The organism is Mycolicibacterium frederiksbergense, from assembly GCF_012223425.1.
Lineage (GTDB): Bacteria > Actinomycetota > Actinomycetes > Mycobacteriales > Mycobacteriaceae > Mycobacterium > Mycobacterium frederiksbergense.
The window spans coordinates 1,322,336-1,341,431 of record NZ_CP038799.1 but is presented as its reverse complement, the minus strand read 5'-3'; the positions used below and the strand labels follow the sequence as shown (position 1 = coordinate 1,341,431).

Here is a 19,096-nt window from a genome sequence, read left to right as displayed (position 1 = left end):
AAGCAATCAATCGCCGTATCTTGCGTCTGTAGTATCGATTCATTGTGCCGAAGCGCTATGGGCAGCGATTTGTTGTTCACGGGAGGAGATGGGCGGTGGACGAGACCGATGAACGCATTCTCGCCGAGTTGACCGACGATGCGCGCGCGACCTTCGCCGAGATCGGGCAGCGGGTAAACCTGTCGGCGCCCGCGGTGAAAAGACGGGTCGACCGCATGCTCGACACCGGAGTGATCCGCGGGTTCACCGCGGTGGTGGATCGCAATGCGCTCGGCTGGACCACCGAGGCCTATGTGCAGGTGTACTGCCACGGCACCATCGCACCCAGCGAGTTGCGCCAGGCCTGGGTGGACATCCCGGAGGTGGTCAGCGCGGCCACCGTGACGGGTACCGCGGATGCCATCCTGCACGTATTGGCTCGCGACATGCGCCACCTCGAGGACGCCCTGGAGCGCATCCGGGCCAGCGCCGATATCGAGCGCAGCGAGAGCATCGTGGTGCTCTCGAACATCATCGAGCGCACCCGGTCCTGACCGGTACCGCCGGGGTGGTGGACTACAGAAGCGCGCCATCGTGTAAGAAACACCACGTGGCAACCAATGGGGGCATCGTCATTGTCGGTGGTGGGCTGGCTGCAGCCCGCACGGCCGAACAATTGCGCCGCGCCGAATACACCGGACCGATCACCATCGTCAGCGACGAGCAGCACCTGCCGTACGACCGGCCGCCGCTGTCCAAAGAAGTCCTGCGCAACCCCGAGCACGATGTGGTGCTCAAGCCGCAGGAGTTCTACGACGAGGGCAACATCACGCTGCGCCTCGGCGCGGCCGCGCAATCAGTGGACACCGCTGCGAAGGCGCTGACCCTGGCCGATGGCTCGACGCTCGGATACGACGAGCTGGTCATCGCCACCGGCCTTGCGCCCAAGCGTATTCCGTCCTTCCCGGACCTTCACGGCATCCGGGTGCTGCGCTCCATCGGTGAGAGCGCCGAACTGCGTGAGCACGCCGCGACCGCCCGGCGCGCCGTCATCATCGGTGCCGGCTTCATCGGGTGTGAGGTCGCCGCCAGCCTGCGTCAGCTCGGTGTCGACGTGGTGATCGTGGAACCGCAGCCGACCCCGCTGGCCTCGGTGCTCGGCGAGAAGATCGGGTCGCTGGTGACCCGGCTGCACGAGGCCGAGGGCGTGGATGTGCGCTGCGGTGTCGGGGTGGCCTCGGTGGCCGGCACCGACAAGGTCGAGAAGGTCGTGCTCTCCGACGGCACCGAACTGGACGCCGACGTCGTGGTGGTCGGCATCGGTTCGCATCCGGTGACCGGGTGGCTCGACGGCAGCGGTATCGCGGTGGACAACGGCGTGGTGTGCGATGCCGCCGGCCGGACCAGCGCCGAAAATGTCTGGGCCATCGGCGATGTGGCGTCCTGGCGCTCCGAGGTGGGCCACCAGGTGCGCGTCGAGCACTGGAGCAACGTGGCCGAACAGGCCCGGGTGCTGGTGCCGGCGATCCTGGGTCAGGAGCCGGGCAACGCGGCGATCTCGGTGCCGTACTTCTGGAGCGACCAGTACGACGTCAAGATCCAGTGCCTCGGCGAGCCCGCGGCCGATGACGTGGTGCACATCGTCGAGGACGACGGCCGCAAGTTCCTGGCCTACTACGAGCGCGACGGTGTCGTCACCGCGGTGGTCGGTGGCGGGATGCCGGGCAAGGTGATGAAGGCCCGCGGCAAGATCGCCGCGGGTGCCCCCATCGCCGACGTGCTTCCCGCCTAGAGCTCGCCCAGGTAGAACCGGGCGCCCTGGTCGTCCGTGCACAGCGCGGACCTGCCGTACGCCTGCGTCGAGGGTTCCTCGATGACGGTGCCGCCGGCCGCCCGGACCCGCTCGACCGCGGCGTCGATGTCCTCGACCGTCCACATCGGCACGGTCGACGGCTGCGCAGGCCTGCCCGTGGTCGCGGTACCGGCCATGCCTGCCATCGGATGTGACCCCTGGACCGCCCAACCGTCCTCGACCCGCCCGGACTCGAAGGTCCAATGCAACACCCGGGAGTAGAACGCCCGGAAATCCGCGGAGTTCTCGGCGAAGTACGTGATGTACGAAAGTTCGCCCGGCCCAGTGCCGTTGAGCGCCGGTCGTGGGGTGCCCACCGAGTCCCGGTACACCGCGAACGGTGCACCGGACGGATCGACCGCGTCCAGCACGGTGCCGAACTCGCGCTGCTGGGGTTCGCCGACGGTGCCGCCGCCGGCCACGATGGCCTCGCGGGCGGCGTCCAGATCGTCGACGGCGTAGCAGCAGAACAGCGTGCTTGGCCCCGCCGTCTCGAAGATGCCCATGGACAGGCTGGAGCCGGCGACGTGGTGCCCGTCGAAGGACCAGCCGAGCACTGCCGAGTAGAACGCCGCGGCCCGGGCGGCATCGGGGGTGTTGACCGACACGTAGCCGACATCGCCGTGCTTGATCTGCACCCGCGCGCCGGTCATCGGACCCGACAGCATCCAGCGGTGGCCGGCGGGGTCGACGATGGTGGCGCCACGCGAGCCGTGGTCCTCGTAGACCTCGCGCAGCACGGTGGCACCGTGGTCGCGGGCCCGCTGCAGTGCGGCGTCGGTGTCGTCCACCGGCAGCATCAAGCTCACCGAAACGGCCTGCGGAGCAGGTGCTTTGAGACCCATCTCGGGGAATTCGTCGGCCAGGTAGAGCACCCCGTCGCCGATGGCGAGCTCGGCATGACCGACCCGGCCGTCGCCCATCAGGATCGGTTCGCCGATGACGGTGGCGCCCAGCGCCTCGACGTACCAGGCGATGGCGGCCTTGGCGTCCGGCACTGCCAGGTAGGGGATCGCCGCCGGCCGCGGCGGGGCGGTGGTGGTGGGCGAATTCAGTTCTGCGATAGCGGTATCGGTTCCGCTCATGACAACTCCTGATGTGTTGGCGGGCAGGGTGAGGGCCGATTCCAGTCGCGCCCGAAGTCGTGCCGCGAACGCCGGATCGGGTGCCACCGGGAGTTCGTCGCCGTGCAGCACGGCCAAAGGATCCCTGTTGTTATTCACGACGGCCCTCCTTCCGGTGACGGGTACTGCGATCTGAAGGCGCGGCGGGCCCGCACCAGCAGGGTTTCGGTGGCGTGCACGGTGCGCCCGATCAGTTCGGCGCATTCATTCACCGAGCGGTCGTCGAGATAACGCAGCGCCAACACGGTGCGGTGCTGCTCGGGCAGCCGTGCCAACACCGCCTCGGCGACGATGCGGTCCAGCTCGACATCCCAGACGTCGACGGGATCGACCGGTTCGGGCAGTTCGGCCACCGGCACGCTCAAGTGAGCGTGCCGGCGGCGATAGTGGTCGGCGAGTTTGTGCCGAGCCACCCCGATCAGCCAGGGCACCGTCATCGGCGGCGGCGCCGGTTTGCGCGCCGCATCCATGGCCGCGAGAAAGGTGTCCGAGGTCAGATCCTCGGCGGCCGCGCGGTCACCGCAGCGCCGGGTGAAGTACCCGTACACGACCGGCAGTGCCTCGTCGTAGAGCTCCAACAGCTCCCGAGGGGCATCGCGGTGACCCGATTCGACGCTCACATCTCTATCGTCGCCGTCTGAGGCCGAACTCCGACACCCCCACTTTCCTGCGGCTTGTGGAGTTCTTGTCGGAATGGTTCCGACGAGGGCTCCACAAATCACAGCGAGGTGAGGCCGCGGCCGACGACGTCGAAGGAATCGCCGAGCAGTTGTTCCAGGGAGACCGACTCGTCGGCCAGCCACTGCTCGTAGGCGGTCAGGGCGACGCCGAGCAGCGTCCAGGCGGCGGTCTGGGGGACCAGGCCGTCCGGTTTCTCGCCTCGGCGGCGGGCCACATACTCGGCCACCACGGTGCGCCAGCCGGCATACATTGTCATCGAATGTGCTTGCAGTGCATCGGTTCCCAGGATCAGACGCATACGCTGTCGGTGCCGCTCCTCGTCGTCGAAGCGGTTGAACGCGAGCAGCGCAGTGCGTAGGGCCACGGCGATGTCGCCGCGCTGGTCACCCTCGGCGAGGAGCTCGCGCATGAGGTTCAGGTGTGCGTCGAAGTCGCCCCAGGGGATGGCGTTCTTGGACGGGTAGTAGCGGAACAGGGTGCGGCGGGCGATTCCGGCGGCGCGGGCGACATCGTCGACGCTGACCTCGTCGAAGCCGTGACTGGCGAACAGATCCAGCGCGACAGAGGAGATGTGGTCCTGGGTGGTCGACGGCCGGCGACCGACACGAGGTCCGGACGACTTGGCCATGAAACCCACCCTTCCATTTCTGCACTCGATGCCATATTCTTGCGACCCAGGTCACAAATGTCGATGACCTAGACGTATCACAGCCAAGAAAGGTGCGATCCCCCATGGACCAGAATCAGCAGGTTGAGGCCGAAGCGCAGCTCGTCACCGAGTCCCTCGTCGAAGAGGTCTCGATCGACGGAATGTGCGGGGTTTACTGATCGTGAGCGCACCCACTGCTGATGCAGTGGCGTTCGACCCCGATCGCGGCTGGCGGCTGCACCACCAGGTGGCGGTGCGGCCGGAGCCGTTCGGGGCGCTGCTGTACCACTTCGGTACCCGCAAGCTGTCCTTCCTGAAGAACCGGACGATCGTCGCGGTGGTCAACTCGCTCGACGAGCACCCCGACATCCGATCCGCTTGCCGCGCCGCCGGAATCGACGACGACGCCCAAGGCCCGTACCTACATGCGCTGAGTGTGCTGGTGAAATCCAACATGCTGGTCGCCAAGGAGACCCCATGACCGCCGTACTGCCCCCGGCGCTCCTCCCCGTGCCCGTCCCGGAGCCGACCAAGGTTCCCCGCCTCGTCGAGCAGTTCGAGCACGGGCTCGATGCCCCGATCTGCCTGACCTGGGAACTGACCTACGCCTGCAACCTGTCCTGCGTGCACTGCCTGTCCTCGTCGGGCAAGCGAGATCCCCGCGAACTGAGCACTCAACAGTGCAAGGACATCATCGACGAGCTCGAGCGTATGCAGGTGTTCTACGTGAACATCGGCGGCGGGGAACCGACTGTGCGGTCGGACTTCTGGGAGCTCGTCGACTACGCGACCGAGCACCATGTCGGGGTCAAGTTCTCCACCAACGGAGTCCGGATCGACGAGAAGGTCGCCGCCAAGCTGGCCGCCTCCGATTACGTCGACGTGCAGATCTCGCTGGACGGCGCCACCGCCGAGGTCAACGACGAGGTGCGCGGACCCGGTTCGTTCGCGATGGCGATCCGGGCGCTGGAGAACCTCAAGGACGCCGGCTTCAAGGACGCCAAGATCTCGGTCGTGGTGACCCGCCAGAACGTGGACCAACTCGACGATTTCAAGGCACTGGCAGACACCTACGGCGCCACCCTGCGCATCACCCGGTTGCGGCCGTCCGGACGCGGCGCCGATGTGTGGGACGACCTGCACCCCACCCCGGTGCAGCAGGTGCAGCTCTACGAATGGCTGGTCGCCCACGGCGAGGGAGTCCTCACCGGTGACTCGTTCTTCCACCTCTCGGGGCTCGGTGAGCCCGGTGCGCTGGCCGGGCTCAACCTGTGCGGCGCCGGCCGGGTGGTGTGTCTGATCGATCCGATCGGCGATGTGTACGCCTGCCCGTTCGCCATCCACGACAAGTTCCATGCCGGAAACATCCTGCAGGACACCGGATTCGGCACCGGATTCAAGAACGTCTGGCAGAAATCGCCGTTGTTCCAGGAACTGCGCGAACCGCAGTCCGCCGGGGCGTGCAGCGGCTGCGCGCACTACGACTCCTGCCGGGGTGGCTGCATGGCGGCCAAGTTCTTCACCGGTCTGCCCATGGACGGGCCCGACCCCGAATGTGTGCAGGGGTACGGCGAACCTGCCCTGGCCGCCGAGCGGGACAAGCCGAAGTCCTCGGTCGACCACTCCCGCGCCGGCGGGAGAAAGGGTCCGATCCCGCTCAAACTGCTCACCGTCCCGCCCAAGAAGTTCTGTAACGAAAGTCCTGTGTAGAGATCATGGCTCGCGATACCTGGTTCGAGACCGTTGCCATCGCCCAACAGCGTGCGAAGAAACGGCTGCCCCGCTCCGCCTACTCCTCGCTGATCTCGGCGAGCGAGAAGGGGGTGTCGGTCTCCGACAACGTCGAGGCGTTCTCCCAGCTCGGTTTCGCCCCGCATGTCATCGGTGCCACCGAGAAGCGTGAGATGGCGACAACGGTGATGGGACAGGACATTTCGATGCCTGTGGTCATCTCGCCGACCGGTGTGCAGGCGGTCGACCCTGACGGCGAGGTGGCCGTGGCGCGCGCGGCGGCCGCTCGTGGCACCGCGATGGGGTTGTCGTCGTTCGCGAGCAAGCCGATGGAGGACGTGACCGCCGTCAACGGCAAGATCTTCTTCCAGATCTACTGGCTGGGCAGCCGGGACGAGATCCTGGCCCGCATGGTGCGTGCCCGGGAGGCTGGGGCGGTCGGTCTGATCCTGACCACCGACTGGAGCTTCAGCCACGGCCGGGACTGGGGTAGCCCCAAGATCCCGGAACAGATGGATCTCAAGACCATGGTGAAGATGGCGCCGGAGGTCATCACCAAGCCGCGTTGGTTCTACAGCTTCGCCAAGACGCTGCGCGCGCCGGACCTGCGGGTTCCCAACCAGGGCCGCCGCGGTGAGGCGGGCCCGACGTTCTTCGAGGCCTACGGCCAGTGGATGGGCACCCCGCCGCCGACCTGGGAGGACGTGGCCTGGCTGCGCGAGCAGTGGGGCGGGCCGTTCCTGCTCAAGGGCATGGTCCGGGTCGACGACGCCAAACGCGCTGTGGACGCCGGGGTTTCGGCCATCACGGTGTCCAACCACGGTGGCAACAACCTGGACGGCACCCCGGCGGCGATCCGTTGCCTGCCGGCCATCGCGGACGCGGTCGGCGATCAGGTCGAAGTTTTGCTGGACGGTGGCGTGCGCCGCGGCAGCGATGTCGTCAAGGCCGTCGCTCTGGGCGCCCGCGCAGTCATGATCGGCCGGGCCTACCTGTGGGGTCTGGCGGCCAACGGACAGGCCGGTGTGGAGAACGTGCTCGACATCCTGTCCGGAGGCATCGACTCGGCGTTGCGTGGGCTGGGCAAGTCGTCGATCCATGACCTGACCCGTGAGGACATCCTGATCCCCGAGGGCTTCACCCGCACGCTCGGAGTGCCGCAGTCCTGACACGCCGGTAGCCTGATACGGGCGTGACTGACGTGACTGACGTGACCGGATGTCCGCCGAGTGGCCGACAGCCGCGGAAATCAATTGCAGCGCATGCGCCAACAATCGGTGCATACCAGGTGAATTCGGCCTACCATCACCGGGTGGCTGTACCCGGGGAGCTCGGCGGTGTGACGTCGAGCGGACTGCTTTCCACCTCGCGTCATCAGCAATCCGACGGGTATCCGGCGCTCATCGTGCCGCTCGGCTCCACCGAACAGCACGGGCCGCACCTGCCGCTGGACACCGACACCCGCATAGCCTCCGCCGTCGCGCGCGCTGCGGCCGCCCGACTCGGCGGCGGATGGCTGCTGGCGCCGGCACTGAGCTACGGCGCGAGCGGCGAGCACGAGGGTTTTGCCGGCACCGTCTCGATCGGCACCGAGGCGCTACGGCTGTTGCTGGTCGAGTTCGGCCGGTCTGCCTGCATCTGGGCCTCCCGGTTGGTCTTCGTCAACGGCCACGGTGGCAATGTCGAGGCGCTGGCCGGGGCGGTGGGCCTGCTGCGCGCCGAGGGGCGCGATGTCAGCTGGAGCTCATGCATGGTGCCCGGTGCGGATGCGCACGCGGGGCACACCGAAACATCTGTATTGCTACATATTTCGCCCGAGGCGGTACACACCGAGAACGTGGTGGCGGGGAACAGCGCACCGCTGTCGGAGTTGATGCCCGCCATGCGCGCCGGTGGCGTGGCCGCGGTCAGTGCGGTCGGGGTGCTCGGGGATCCGACCACCGCCACCGCGGTCGAGGGGGAGCGGTACTTTGCCGATATGGTCGACGGGTGCGCCCGCAAAATCCTGGCCTGGACACCGAACGGGCACGGGATGCTGACATGACGGGCCCGCGCCTGCCCGACGGGTTCGCCGTCCAGGTGGACCGCCGGGTCAAGGTGCTCGGTGCGGGGTCGGCGTTGCTGGGCGGCTCGCCCACGCGTTTGCTGCGGCTGGCTCCAGTGGCCCAGACGATGATCGACGACGGTCGCCTGGAGGTCCACGACGCGCTGTCCGCGCAGCTGGCTCGCACTCTGCTCGACGCCACCGTCGCACACCCGCGTCCGCCCAGTGGACCGTCGCACCACGATGTGACGGTCGTTATTCCGGTGCGTGACAATATATTCGGGGTCAGCAGGCTGGTCCGGGCGCTGCGCGGGATGAACGTCGTGGTGGTCGACGACGGATCCGCCGAACCGCTGAAGGACACCGATTTCGACGGCGCGCGCTGTGAGGTGCGGGTGTTGCGGCATGCCCGCAGTCGCGGCCCGGCGGCGGCCCGCAACACCGGCCTGCGCGCCTGCAATACCGACTTCGTGGCGTTCCTGGACTCCGACGTGGTGCCGCGGCGCGGCTGGATGGAAGCGCTGCTCGGTCATTTCTGCGACCCGGCGGTGGCTCTGGTGGCCCCCCGGATCGTCAGCCTGAACGAGCCTGACAATGCGGTGGCCCGCTACGAGGCCGTGCGCTCTTCGTTGGATCTGGGCATGCGGGAGGCGCCGGTGGTGCCCTACGGCACGGTGTCCTATGTACCCAGCGCCGCCATCATCTGCCGGCGCAGCGCGCTGACCGAGGTGGGTGGCTTCGACGAGACCATGGAGTCCGGCGAGGATGTCGACCTCTGCTGGAGGTTCATCGAGGCCGGTGCCCGGTTGCGGTACGAACCCATCGCTCTGGTCGGTCACGAACACCGCACCCAGCTGCGGGAATGGTTCCAGCGCAAGGCTTTCTACGGGCGGTCCGCAGCGCCGTTGGCGGTCCGGCATCCGGGTAAGACGGCGCCGATGGTGGTGTCGCGGTGGATGCTGGTGCTCTGGCTGCTGGTGGCGACCCGGTCCTGCTCGGGCTATCTCGTCGCCGCGGTGGTCGCGGCGTTCTTCGGCAGGCGTATCTCTGCCTCACTGGAGGCGGTCGAGACCGGGCCCAAGGACGTGGCCGCGGTCGCGGCCGGTGGAATGTGGGGCGCGTGCCTGCAGGTGGCATCGGCCATCTGCCGGCACTACTGGCCGGTGGCACTGCTGGCCGCGGTGTTCTTTCGGCGGTGCCGGCACCTCGTGCTCGCCGCCGCCGTCGTCGATGGGTTGGCCGACTGGGCCGACCGCCGCAACAGCGTCGCCGAGGACACCCATCGGGTGGGCCTGCTGAGCTATTTGGTGCTCAAGCGCCTCGATGATGTCGCCTACGGGCTCGGGCTGTGGACCGGCGTGGTCCGCGAACGGCACGTCGGCGCACTCAAGCCGCAGATCCGAACCTGAAGTGCGCCGCGTTGCAGACTGATGTCCTGATCGTCGGTGCCGGCAGCGCCGGTTCGATTCTTGCCGAACGGCTTTCATCCGATCCCGGTTGTGGCGTCGCGGTCCTGGAGGCGGGTCCGCCGGCCGTCCCGCCGAGGGCCGGCGACGCGTACCTGGTGCCGATCGGGCCCGGTAGTCCGGTGATCAGCCGCTACCCGGCAACGCTGACCGACACCCCGCGCCGGGAGGTCGACCTGGTGCGCGGCGCCGTCGTCGGCGGGTCCGGTGCGATCAACGGCGGGTACTTCTGCCGGGGCGTGCCCGCGGACTTCGCGGGCTGGCAGACGCCGGGCTGGTCCTGGGACGACGTGCTGCCACACTTCCGGGCGATCGAGACAGACCTGGACTTCGCCGGCCCGCTCTACGGTGACTCCGGGCCGATACCGGTGCGCAGGACCCGCGAATTCAGTTCGGGCACCGAGCTTTTTGTGCGGTCGGTGCTGGCAATGGGATTCCGCTGGATCGATGACCTTAACGGTGACGGAGCCGCGGACGGGGTGGGTGCGCTGCCGCTCAACGTGCGCGACGGCACCAGGGTCGGACCGGGCGCGGCCTTCCTGGGACCGGTTGCCCGGCGGCCGAACCTGGTCGTACACCCGGCGACCAGGGCGCAGCGGATCCGGTTCTCGGGAACCCGGGCGGTCGGGGTCGATGCGCTCGGACCATCCGGGCCGGTGCACTACCCCGCGGACCGGGTCGTGCTCTGCGCGGGGGCGATCGGCACCGCACAACTGCTGCAGGTGTCCGGTTGTGGGCCCGCCGATGTCCTTGGCGCCGCCGGGATCCCGGTGCTGGCAAATCTGCCCGTCGGAGCGCGGTTCCATGATCACCCGGAGTGGGTGCTGCCCGTCGACTGGCCCGCGTCCGGCGGCCGCACCCCGATCGAGGCGGCGCTGTCGGTCGGTGGTTTGGAGATCCGTTTGTACACATCGGGTTTCGCGCAGATGACCGGCGAGCCGCCGTCGGATCCGCCGCACATCGGGGTGGCACTCATGCGCCCCGCGGCTCGGGGCCGACTGACGGTTTCCTCGCCGGATATCGCGGTGGCGCCGGTGATCGAGCACCACTACGACTCCGTCGCCGAGGATGTCGAGGCGCTGCGGCGCGGCGCCGAGCTGGCTCGTGAGATCGCCGGAGTCGTGGACCGCGAGGCGAACTGGTCCACCACACAACATCTGTGCGGTACCGCCCCGTTGGGCACGGTGCTCGATCAGCGGTGCCGGGTGCTCGGTGTCGACGGGCTCTGGGTGGCCGACGGGTCGATCATGCCGACGGCCACGTCGCGTGGGCCGCATGCCACGATCGCGATGATCGGGCACCGGGCCGCGGAGCTGATCGCAGACTAGGCGCGGTGCCTGCCGGCGCCGCGCAGGCGGCGCACGACCCGCAATTGCCGATCATCGCGGCCGGGGGCCCACAGGCCGATGACGACGGCGCTGATGCCCACGATGATCGCGAGTCCCAGCAGCGAGGCACTCATCGACTCGACGAACGCCGCCCTGCCGAGCGCGGCGATGGGGGCACCTGCCGGTCCCAGTGTCGCCGAGACCTCCAGGGCCTGACCGAGCGACCCCAGTACGGCCTCGCGGGCCGGGGGTGGCAGGTCGGCCGGGAGCCTGGGTGCCAGCAGGTCGGTGTACTGCGCGGCCAGCAGTGACCCGGCCAGGGCGATACCCAGGGCGGCGCCGACCTCGCGGGTGGTGTCGTTGACGGCCGAGGCCACCCCCTGTTTGTCATCCGGAGCGGTGTTCATGATCGCGGAAGTGGTTGGTGCGGTGAGTAATCCGATGCCGATACTCATCACCAGCAGCGGCCAGCCCACGGCCGCATAGCCGTCGTCGACGGTGATGGTGCTCAGCAGCAGAAAGCCCACGGCAATCAAGGCCAGCCCGGTGAAGACCACCAGTCGAAGCCCGGCCCTCGGCAGGTACCAGAACGACGTCGCGGACAGCAGCAGGACGGGACCCATCAGCGGGGTGAGCGCGAACGCGGTCTTGATGGGGCTGTAGCCCAGGATGAGCTGCATGTGCTGCATGACCACGTAGAAGAAGCCGAACATGGCGAGAAAGAACACGGTGATGGCCGCGGCGCCCGTCGCGAAGGTGGGATTGGCGAACAGGCGGAGGTCGAGCAGGGGGTGCTCCCGGCGAAGTTCGATGACGCCGAACGCCAGCATCGTCAGCGCGCCGACGGCAATGCACCCGATGACCAGCGCATCGGACCAGCCGCGGGCGGGTGCCTCGAGGATGCCGAACACAAGCGCCGCCAGCCCGCCGCCGATGACGACGGCGCCGAGCCAGTCCAGCGGCTTGGCGATCGACTCCTTGGATGTCGCGATGGTGAAGGTCAGCAGGAACAGCAGCACGCCGGCGCCCGCGAATCCCCAGAAGATCGCCTGCCATCCGAAGAAGTGCAGCAGCCCACCCGAGCCCAGCATGCCGGCCACCGCGCCGCAGCCCGCGGTGCCCGCCCAGATGCCAACCGCCTTGTTGCGCTGGTCTTTCGGATATGCGGAGGTCAACAGCGACAGCGTCGCCGGCATGACGAAGGCGGCGCCCGCGCCCGCCGCTCCGCGTGCGATGATCAGGTGCATCGGGTCCGACCAGATGACCGGGGCGATCGACGCCACGGCGAACACCGCCAGGCCCAGCAGCAGGGCGCCGCGGCGGCCGTAGCGGTCGCCCAGTGCACCCGCGGGCAGCAACAGGCAGGCCAGCACCAGGGTGTAGCTGTCGACGATCCAGGTGAGTTCGGTCTGGGTGGCCGAGGTGGCCTTGGCGAGATCGGGGAGCGCGGTGTTCAGCGCGACCATCGAGGAGATCACCAGCAGCACACCGAGACACGCGATGAGCAACGTCCAGACGCGGGCCCTCGTCGACAGGCCGGCCAGGGTCGGGTCCGTGGGCCGGTTCGATCCGGCGAGTGTGTCGACCATTGCCCCTCTTTCGACGCGTACGTTATTTTTGATACTGACCGTCTTGTTTCGAGACTAACAGTCTCGTTCGTCGATGGGGAAGGGAGCGGCGACGATGACGACACACACCGACCCGCGGCCGGCGCGTTCGCGGGCGCGGTTATTGGAGGCCGCGACGGCGCTGCTGCGCGCGGGCGGGCCGAGCGCGGTGACGGTGGACGCCGTCATCCGCGTCTCCAATGTCGCGCGCGCGACGCTGTACCGGCACTTCCCGAGCGGGAATGACCTGCTGGCGGCGGCCTTTCACGCACTGATCCCGCCCGCACCGCTGCCGCCGGAGGAGGGCACCCTGCGCGATCGGCTTCTCGCCGCGCTGGACGGGTTCGCCGATCTGATCGCCGAGACTCCCGTGAGCCTGGCCGCGACCTCCTGGTTGGCCCTGGGCGGTGGGCTGAATCAGGCCGGGTGGAGCAGGACCGATCTGCACGCCGAGAGCGACGCGGTGCGCACCCTGCGTGAGCGGGTCGCCGATCAGTACGCGGCGCCGTTCGACGCTGTTTTCGACAGTCCCGACGCCGTGGCGGGCCTGGTTCGCGTCGATCGGGTGCAGGCGGTGGCGCTGCTACTCGGTCCGATCGTGCTCGGCAAGTTGAGCACGTTCGCCGACTTCGACTACCGTGCCGCCGCCAGGGCGGCGGTCGACGGCTTCCTGGCCACCCATCAGACGTCCGGTGGAACTACCGCAGCGAGTACCTGACCGGCAGGTGCTTGAGGCCGCCGACGAAGGTGGTCGCGGACAGCTCGGGCTCACCGGCGAGCTCGATCGAGTCCAGGCGCGGAATCAGTTCGGAGAACAGGCTGTTCATCTCCATCCGGGCCAGAGCGGCGCCGAGGCAGAAGTGCACGCCATAGCCGAACGCGACGTGCTTGTTGGGGTCCCGGCTGACATCGAAGCGGAACGGCTCGTCGAAGACCTCCTCGTCGCGATTGCCCGAAACATAAGCCAGGTAGACCGATTCGCCCGCGGCGATCGGCACACCACGCACCTCGGTGTCGGACGCGGCGGTCCGCATGAACTCCTTGACCGGTGTCGTCCAGCGGATCATCTCCTCGACGGCGGTGCCCATCAGTGCCGGATCCTTGCGCAACCGCGCCAGCTCATCGGGATTCTCGATGAGAGCCAGCAGCCCGCCGGAGATCGCGTCCTTGGTGGTGTCATGGCCGGCGCTGGCGACGATCACGTAGTAGGACGCGGTGTCCACATCGCTCAGCGGCTCACCGTCGATGCGCCCGTTGGCGATCGCGGAGGCCAGATCGTCGGTCGGGTTCTCCCGACGGGACGCGGTGAGTTGGGAGAAGTAGGCGAAGAAGTCGAGCAGCACCTGGAGCTGATCCTCCAGCGTCCCGCCCTCGCGCTTGTACTCGTCATCGTCACCGCCGAACATCTCCTGGGTCAGCATGTGCATGCGCTCGTAGTCGTCCTCGGGCAGCCCGAGCAGCGACATGATGACGTAGAGCGGGAAGTGCACCGCGATCTCGGTGACGAAATCGCATTTCGGTCCGATATCGCGCATCCGGTCGACATACCGTTTGGCGAGTTCGTCAACCCGGACCTTCAGGTCGCGCATCGCCTTGGGGCGGAACCAGTCGGCGCCGATGATGCGGACCTTGCGATGGTGCGGGTCGTCCATGTGGATCAGCGTGCGCAGGCCCATCCCCGCTGCCAGCTGTTCCTTGGCCAGATCGTCGGCAGCCGCGGTGGCCAGCAGCGGGCGGGGTTCGCTGAGGAAAAGGTCGTTCTCGCGCTCGATGGCCATGATGTCTGCGTGTTTGGTGATCGCCCAGAACGGGCGGTACAGCTTGGACTCGACGCGCACGACCGGTTCATGAGCGCGCAGGTAGGCCAGCGCCTCGTGCAGGCGCGCGTCGTCCGCGTAGGCCTTCGGCTCGACGAACACGTTGGCGTACTGGCTGGCCCGGCCGTGCTTGGTCGGAGTGCTCATCAATCGGCTCCTCACACTGTCTTGACGGGTGTCAAGTTGCAGTCTAGGTGGGCGCCCCGGCTCGCACGCCCGGAATGCGGGAATCGTCGTCAGTAGGCTCGGGCGGTGCCTTCCACGTCCCGACTCGTCCGCTGCGCGTTGGCATTACTGACCGTCGGGGCGCTCACGCTCGGCTGCGCGGGCAATGACGCGGACGCCCCGGCCTCCCTGCCGCCCGACCCGTCCGTGGTGAAGACGACGGCGGGCCTGGTGCAGGGCGTCGCCACCCTGGACAAACGACACTTTGCCGGGATTCCGTATGCGGCGCCGCCGGTCGGGCCCCTGCGCTGGCGGCCGCCGCAGCCGGTGGCGCCCTGGGCCGGGGTGCGCGATGCGACCAAGGTCGGCCCGCGCTGCCTGCAGGATGAGGGCAGCGACCTGGAGATGGGCAGGCAGACCGATGAGGACTGCCTGACGCTGAACGTCTGGACGCCACCGCCGTCCGACGATCCACGGCCGGTGATGGTGTGGATCCATGGCGGCGCGTTCATCAACGGAAACGGCGGGATGTACGACTCGCGCTGGCTGGTCGACCGGGGCGACATCGTCGTCGTCACGCTGAACTACCGACTCGGGGCGCTCGGCTTCCTGGCGCACCCGGCGCTCGGCCCCAAGGGCGCCGTCGGTAACTACGGATTGCAGGACCAGCAGGCGGCTCTGCGCTGGGTGCACGACAACATCTCGGCGTTCGGAGGCGATCCGGACAAGGTGACCATCGCCGGCGAATCGGCGGGCGGGATGTCGGTATGCGATCACATGGTCGCGCCCGAGTCGAAGGGGCTGTTCCGGGCCGCGATCATCCAGAGCGGACCGTGTCAGGCCCAGTTGGCGCTGCCGGCGGCCGCGCGCATCAGCGAGGACTACGCGCGGGACGCGGGCTGCGGTGATCCGGCGACCGTCGCCGCCTGCCTGCGCGCACTGCCGGAATCCGCACTGCGAAAGCCGGTGTGGTTCGCCCGGATCGGCGAGGACACCCTCAGTGGGCCGGTGCACGGGACCACCGTGCTGCCCGAAGATCCGATGGTCGCGTTCCGCGACGGCCGGGCGACCGATGTGCCCGTGCTGATCGGCAGCAACAGGGACGAGTTCACCCTCTTCGTCGCGCTGCAGTACCTGCGCGGGAGCAGGCAGTACGCGGCGGGCGAGTATCCCGGTCTACTCGACAACACCTTCGGGTCGCAGGCGGCGGCGGTCGGTGCGCGGTACCCGTTGGACCGGTACGGCGGCAGCGCGGCCCGCGCGTACTCGGCGGCGGTCACCGACGGTGTGTTCGCGTGCGTCGCCGAGCGGATGGCCGACGAACTGTCCGGCGACGGCGAGTTGTTCGCGTACGAGTTCAACGATCCGAACCCGCCGACGCCGGAACCCATGCGCACCTTGCCGTTTCCGGTCGGCGCCAGTCACTCGCTGGAACTGCGTTACCTGTTCGACGTCGGTGGCGCCCCGCCGCTGAACCCGGCCCAACAGGAGCTGTCGAATCAGATGATCGACTACTGGGCCGAGTTCATCAGGACCGGTGTACCTGCGGCCGACGCCGCGCCGGACTGGCCGGCGGTCGCCGGGGACGGGCCGTGGATGTCGCTGCAACCCGATGGTCCGCGGGTGGTCACCGACTTCGACGACATCCACCAGTGCGACTTCTGGGCGGGCCTCACCGGCTGAGCGGTGTCACCCAGGTGGTGATGTCGGCGTGCACGACCTCGGTGCCGTCACGGTCGGTGATGCGCACCGGCACCACCACCTCGACTCCGTCGGTGATGGCGCCGAAATCGGGCGGGGTGAACTCTGCCCGCGCCCGCAGCGAGGTGGTGGCCTTGGCCAGGTATTGCACCGTCATCGCCTTGGGGATCCAGCGGTGCGTGCCGGGCACGGTGGCCTCCATCGCCATACCCATGGCGACCTCGGCGGCATTGCACGAGGCGATGGCGTGCACCGTGTGCAGATGGTTGTAGACGTAGAACCACTTCGGGATCAGCACCTCGGCACAACCGGGTTCCATCTGCACCACGTGGGGGAGCACGCTGGCGAAGTAGGGCACCCGGACCATCGCGGCCGCCGAGAACAGCCGGCTGCCCAGCGGTTTGTTCGACAGTTGTTGCCAGGCGCGGTAGGTGGAACTCTCGGTCATCGGACATACCTTACTCGCGAGTAAGATTGGCACGCGGCGTGCGCCGGCCCGCGGTCTCTACCTGATTTCAGCGAGGACCGAGGGTGACCGCCCCCGGCTGACACGAGGTAGGAGATAGCGCCGTTCTGCCTACCTGGTGTCAGCGAAGATGAGGCCGAGGTGCGGCCGGCTGACGTGAGGTAGGCGGTCGGGCGGTTTGTGCACCTCGACCGTGTCTCGACGAGCCTCCAAGCTGCTCAAATGGGGATTTGGAGGACGCCGGGATCTGAGGCATACTGTTCGGGTTGCCTTCTGCCGGGTTCGCCTGGCTGAGAGCATCCGACCCGCGTCCTACACGGACGCACCCGGTCCCCACCTCGATTGCGACAGATTATCGACGCGAAAGAGTGTGCGTAAGGGCGACACACCCGAGCGCGGGGGTCGGTGAACCAGAGACAGGTAAACAGCGGCGGCATAGCCAGCGCGCTGTCGTGCGGGGACACCCGACCGGCAGAGCGCACGAAGACAGAGTTTTTCGCGCCCGAAGCGCGAAAGCCCTTAATAGTGAGGTAGGAAAGCGTGGCGGGACAGAAGATCCGCATCAGGCTGAAGGCCTACGACCACGAGGCGATTGACGCCTCGGCGCGCAAGATCGTCGAGACGGTCACCCGTACGGGAGCAAGCGTGGTCGGCCCGGTGCCGCTGCCGACCGAGAAGAACGTGTACTGCGTCATCCGGTCCCCCCATAAGTACAAGGACTCGCGGGAGCATTTCGAAATGCGGACCCACAAGCGCCTTATCGACATCCTCGACCCCACGCCGAAGACCGTTGACGCCTTGATGCGCATCGATCTGCCGGCCAGTGTCGACGTCAACATCCAGTAGGAGAACCCAGAAAAATGGCTAGAAAAGGCATTTTGGGCACCAAGCTGGGCATGACGCAGGTGTTCGACGAGAACAACAAGGTCGTCCCGGTCACGGTCGTCAAGGCCGGCCCGAACGTCGTGACGCGCATCCGCACCCCGGAGCGCGACGGCTACAGCGCAGTGCAGTTGGCGTACGGCGAGATCAGCCCGCGCAAGGTGAACAAGCCGGTCACCGGTCAGTTCGCCGCCGCAGGTGTGAACCCGCGTCGTCACCTCGCCGAGCTGCGGCTCGAGAACGAGGCCGCCGCCGCCGATTACGAGGTCGGCCAGGAGCTGACCGCCGAGATCTTCGCCGACGGCGCGTACGTCGACGTGACCGGCACCAGCAAGGGCAAGGGCTTCGCCGGCACCATGAAGCGCCACGGTTTCTCGGGCCAGGGTGCCTCGCACGGCGCCCAGGCCGTGCACCGCCGCCCCGGCTCGATCGGTGGCTGTGCCACCCCGGGCCGCGTCTTCAAGGGCACCCGCATGTCGGGCCGCATGGGCAGTGACCGCGTCACCACCCAGAACCTGAAGGTGCACAAGGTCGATGCCGAGAACGGTGTGCTGCTGATCAAGGGCGCCGTCCCCGGGCGCAACGGTGGACTCGTCGTGGTCCGCACCGCGATCAAACGAGGTGAGAAGTAATGAGTCTCAAAATTGACGTCCACACCCCGGACGGCAAGAAGGACGGCTCCGTCGAGCTGCCTGCCGCACTGTTCGATGTTGAGCCCAACATCGCGCTGCTGCACCAGGTCGTGACCGCGCAGCTGGCCGCCAAGCGTCAGGGCACGCACTCGGCGAAGACTCGTGCCGAGGTGTCCGGCGGTGGCAAGAAGCCGTACCGCCAGAAGGGCACCGGCCGCGCCCGCCAGGGTTCGACCCGCGCACCGCAGTTCACCGGTGGTGGCGTGGTGCACGGCCCGAAGCCGCGTGACTACAGCCAGCGCACCCCGAAGAAGATGATCGCCGCCGCCACCCGCGGGGCGCTCTCGGACCGGGCCCGCAACGAGCGCATCCATGCGATCACCGAACTGATCAGCGGGCAGACCCCGTCGACCAAGGCGGCCAAGGCTTTCCTGGAGAGCCTGACCACCAACAAGAAGGTTCTGATCGTCATCGGTCGCAGCGACGAGGTCGGCGCCAAGAGCGTGCGCAACCTGCCGAACGTCCACGTGATCTCGGCAGACCAGCTCAACGCGTACGACGTGCTGCACGCCGACGACGTGATCTTCAGCGTCGAGGCGCTGGATGCCTACATCAGCTCCAACACGAAGCAGGAGGCGTCGGTCTGATGGCAACGATCACTGACCCCCGCGACATCATCCTGGCCCCGGTCATCTCGGAGAAGTCGTACTCGCTGATCGAGGACAACGTGTACACGTTCGTCGTGCACCCGGACTCGAACAAGACGCAGATCAAGATCGCGATCGAGAAGATCTTCTCCGTCAAGGTCGATTCGGTGAACACGTTGAACCGCAACGGCAAGCGCAAGCGGACCCGCAGTGGCTACGGACAGCGCAAGAGCACCAAGCGCGCCATCGTGACCCTGGCCGCGGGCAGCAAGCCGATCGACTTGTTCGGAGCGCCGGCCTAGCGGCGGGCAGAGAGACTCAGGAA

General features: G+C 67.9%; 21 protein-coding genes. 15 read left to right on the top strand and 6 right to left on the bottom strand.

Features of this window, described 5'->3' with window-relative positions:
• Window positions 1-95 precede the first annotated feature (95 nt).
• Together EXE63_RS09470 and EXE63_RS09465 are read left to right on the top strand one after the other, a co-directional pair.
• On the top strand, window positions 96-533 hold the full coding sequence (locus tag EXE63_RS09470; protein WP_105364537.1) for an Rv2324 family transcriptional regulator: 438 nt from the start codon (window positions 96-98) through the stop codon (window positions 531-533).
• A 56-nt stretch (window positions 534-589) separates the two neighbouring features.
• The gene (locus EXE63_RS09465) at window positions 590-1,771 is read left to right on the top strand and encodes an NAD(P)/FAD-dependent oxidoreductase (protein ID WP_168141731.1); all 1,182 of its coding nucleotides are present in this window, start codon (window positions 590-592) and stop codon (window positions 1,769-1,771) included.
• Here EXE63_RS09465 and EXE63_RS09460 read toward each other — a convergent pair.
• The 3 genes from EXE63_RS09460 to mftR form a co-directional block, all read right to left on the bottom strand.
• Complete coding sequence (locus EXE63_RS09460) at window positions 1,768-3,054, bottom strand: VOC family protein (RefSeq protein WP_168141730.1); 1,287 nt, start codon at window positions 3,052-3,054, stop codon at window positions 1,768-1,770. The genes EXE63_RS09465 and EXE63_RS09460 overlap by 4 nt on opposite strands.
• Window positions 3,051-3,575, bottom strand: coding sequence for an RNA polymerase sigma factor (locus EXE63_RS09455; protein WP_168141729.1), 525 nt, complete (start codon window positions 3,573-3,575; stop codon window positions 3,051-3,053). The genes EXE63_RS09460 and EXE63_RS09455 overlap by 4 nt, the downstream gene beginning before the upstream one ends.
• Window positions 3,576-3,673: 98 nt before the next feature.
• On the bottom strand, window positions 3,674-4,264 hold the full coding sequence (gene mftR / locus EXE63_RS09450) for a mycofactocin system transcriptional regulator MftR (RefSeq protein WP_168141728.1): 591 nt from the start codon (window positions 4,262-4,264) through the stop codon (window positions 3,674-3,676).
• A gap of 104 nt (window positions 4,265-4,368) precedes the next feature.
• Between mftR and mftA the strand changes: the two genes are divergently transcribed.
• The 7 genes from mftA to mftG all read left to right on the top strand — a co-directional run bounded on the left by mftA (window position 4,369) and on the right by mftG (window position 10,854).
• On the top strand, window positions 4,369-4,464 hold the full coding sequence (mftA, locus tag EXE63_RS09445) for a mycofactocin precursor MftA (RefSeq protein ID WP_168141727.1): 96 nt from the start codon (window positions 4,369-4,371) through the stop codon (window positions 4,462-4,464).
• Entirely contained in the window at window positions 4,449-4,766 is a 318-nt protein-coding gene (gene mftB / locus EXE63_RS09440) for a mycofactocin biosynthesis chaperone MftB (protein WP_210000404.1), read from the top strand. Before mftA ends, mftB begins: the two co-directional genes overlap by 16 nt.
• Complete coding sequence (gene mftC / locus EXE63_RS09435) at window positions 4,763-5,995, top strand: mycofactocin radical SAM maturase (RefSeq protein ID WP_168141725.1); 1,233 nt, start codon at window positions 4,763-4,765, stop codon at window positions 5,993-5,995. Before mftB ends, mftC begins: the two co-directional genes overlap by 4 nt.
• Before the next feature lie 5 nt (window positions 5,996-6,000).
• The gene (gene mftD / locus EXE63_RS09430; RefSeq protein ID WP_168141724.1) at window positions 6,001-7,185 is read left to right on the top strand and encodes a pre-mycofactocin synthase MftD; all 1,185 of its coding nucleotides are present in this window, start codon (window positions 6,001-6,003) and stop codon (window positions 7,183-7,185) included.
• Between the two features lie 119 nt (window positions 7,186-7,304).
• Entirely contained in the window at window positions 7,305-8,060 is a 756-nt protein-coding gene (gene mftE / locus EXE63_RS09425) for a mycofactocin biosynthesis peptidyl-dipeptidase MftE (protein WP_168141723.1), read from the top strand.
• A complete protein-coding gene (mftF, locus tag EXE63_RS09420) occupies window positions 8,057-9,469 on the top strand; it encodes a mycofactocin biosynthesis glycosyltransferase MftF (protein ID WP_168141722.1) in 1,413 nt (470 codons plus the stop codon). Before mftE ends, mftF begins: the two co-directional genes overlap by 4 nt.
• An 11-nt stretch (window positions 9,470-9,480) precedes the next feature.
• Window positions 9,481-10,854 carry a mycofactocin dehydrogenase MftG gene (gene mftG / locus EXE63_RS09415; RefSeq protein ID WP_168141721.1) on the top strand — a complete coding sequence of 458 codons (1,374 nt, stop codon included), beginning with the start codon at window positions 9,481-9,483 and terminating at the stop codon, window positions 10,852-10,854.
• On the opposite strand, the gene EXE63_RS09410 is transcribed toward mftG, so the two are convergent.
• Window positions 10,851-12,443 (bottom strand): MFS transporter, encoded by a 1,593-nt coding sequence (locus tag EXE63_RS09410; RefSeq protein WP_168141720.1) that lies wholly within the window; start codon window positions 12,441-12,443, stop codon window positions 10,851-10,853. The genes mftG and EXE63_RS09410 overlap by 4 nt on opposite strands.
• A 94-nt stretch (window positions 12,444-12,537) precedes the next feature.
• Here EXE63_RS09410 and EXE63_RS09405 point away from each other — a divergent pair, with 94 nt between their 5' ends.
• Complete coding sequence (locus EXE63_RS09405) at window positions 12,538-13,179, top strand: TetR/AcrR family transcriptional regulator (protein ID WP_168141719.1); 642 nt, start codon at window positions 12,538-12,540, stop codon at window positions 13,177-13,179.
• On the opposite strand, the gene EXE63_RS09400 is transcribed toward EXE63_RS09405, so the two are convergent.
• Entirely contained in the window at window positions 13,160-14,425 is a 1,266-nt protein-coding gene (locus EXE63_RS09400; protein WP_168141718.1) for a cytochrome P450, read from the bottom strand. The two genes, EXE63_RS09405 and EXE63_RS09400, sit on opposite strands and share 20 nt — an antisense overlap.
• A 105-nt stretch (window positions 14,426-14,530) precedes the next feature.
• Between EXE63_RS09400 and EXE63_RS09395 the strand changes: the two genes are divergently transcribed.
• Entirely contained in the window at window positions 14,531-16,126 is a 1,596-nt protein-coding gene (locus EXE63_RS09395) for a carboxylesterase/lipase family protein (RefSeq protein ID WP_168141717.1), read from the top strand.
• Here the strand turns inward: EXE63_RS09395 and EXE63_RS09390 are convergent.
• On the bottom strand, window positions 16,116-16,592 hold the full coding sequence (locus EXE63_RS09390) for a hotdog fold domain-containing protein (protein WP_168141716.1): 477 nt from the start codon (window positions 16,590-16,592) through the stop codon (window positions 16,116-16,118). The genes EXE63_RS09395 and EXE63_RS09390 overlap by 11 nt on opposite strands.
• A gap of 558 nt (window positions 16,593-17,150) precedes the next feature.
• Between EXE63_RS09390 and rpsJ the strand changes: the two genes are divergently transcribed.
• The 4 genes from rpsJ to rplW are packed head-to-tail and all read left to right on the top strand — an operon-like array spanning window position 17,151 to window position 19,073.
• A complete protein-coding gene (rpsJ, locus tag EXE63_RS09385; protein ID WP_003883485.1) occupies window positions 17,151-17,456 on the top strand; it encodes a 30S ribosomal protein S10 in 306 nt (101 codons plus the stop codon).
• Between the two features lie 14 nt (window positions 17,457-17,470).
• Window positions 17,471-18,124, top strand: a complete 654-nt coding sequence (gene rplC, locus EXE63_RS09380) for a 50S ribosomal protein L3 (RefSeq protein ID WP_105364522.1) — start codon at window positions 17,471-17,473, stop codon at window positions 18,122-18,124.
• Complete coding sequence (gene rplD, locus EXE63_RS09375; RefSeq protein ID WP_105364521.1) at window positions 18,124-18,771, top strand: 50S ribosomal protein L4; 648 nt, start codon at window positions 18,124-18,126, stop codon at window positions 18,769-18,771. Before rplC ends, rplD begins: the two co-directional genes overlap by 1 nt.
• Window positions 18,771-19,073: a 50S ribosomal protein L23 gene (gene rplW / locus EXE63_RS09370; protein WP_057167018.1), complete on the top strand. Its 303-nt coding sequence runs from the start codon at window positions 18,771-18,773 to the stop codon at window positions 19,071-19,073. The genes rplD and rplW overlap by 1 nt, the downstream gene beginning before the upstream one ends.
• Window positions 19,074-19,096: the final 23 nt, after the last annotated feature.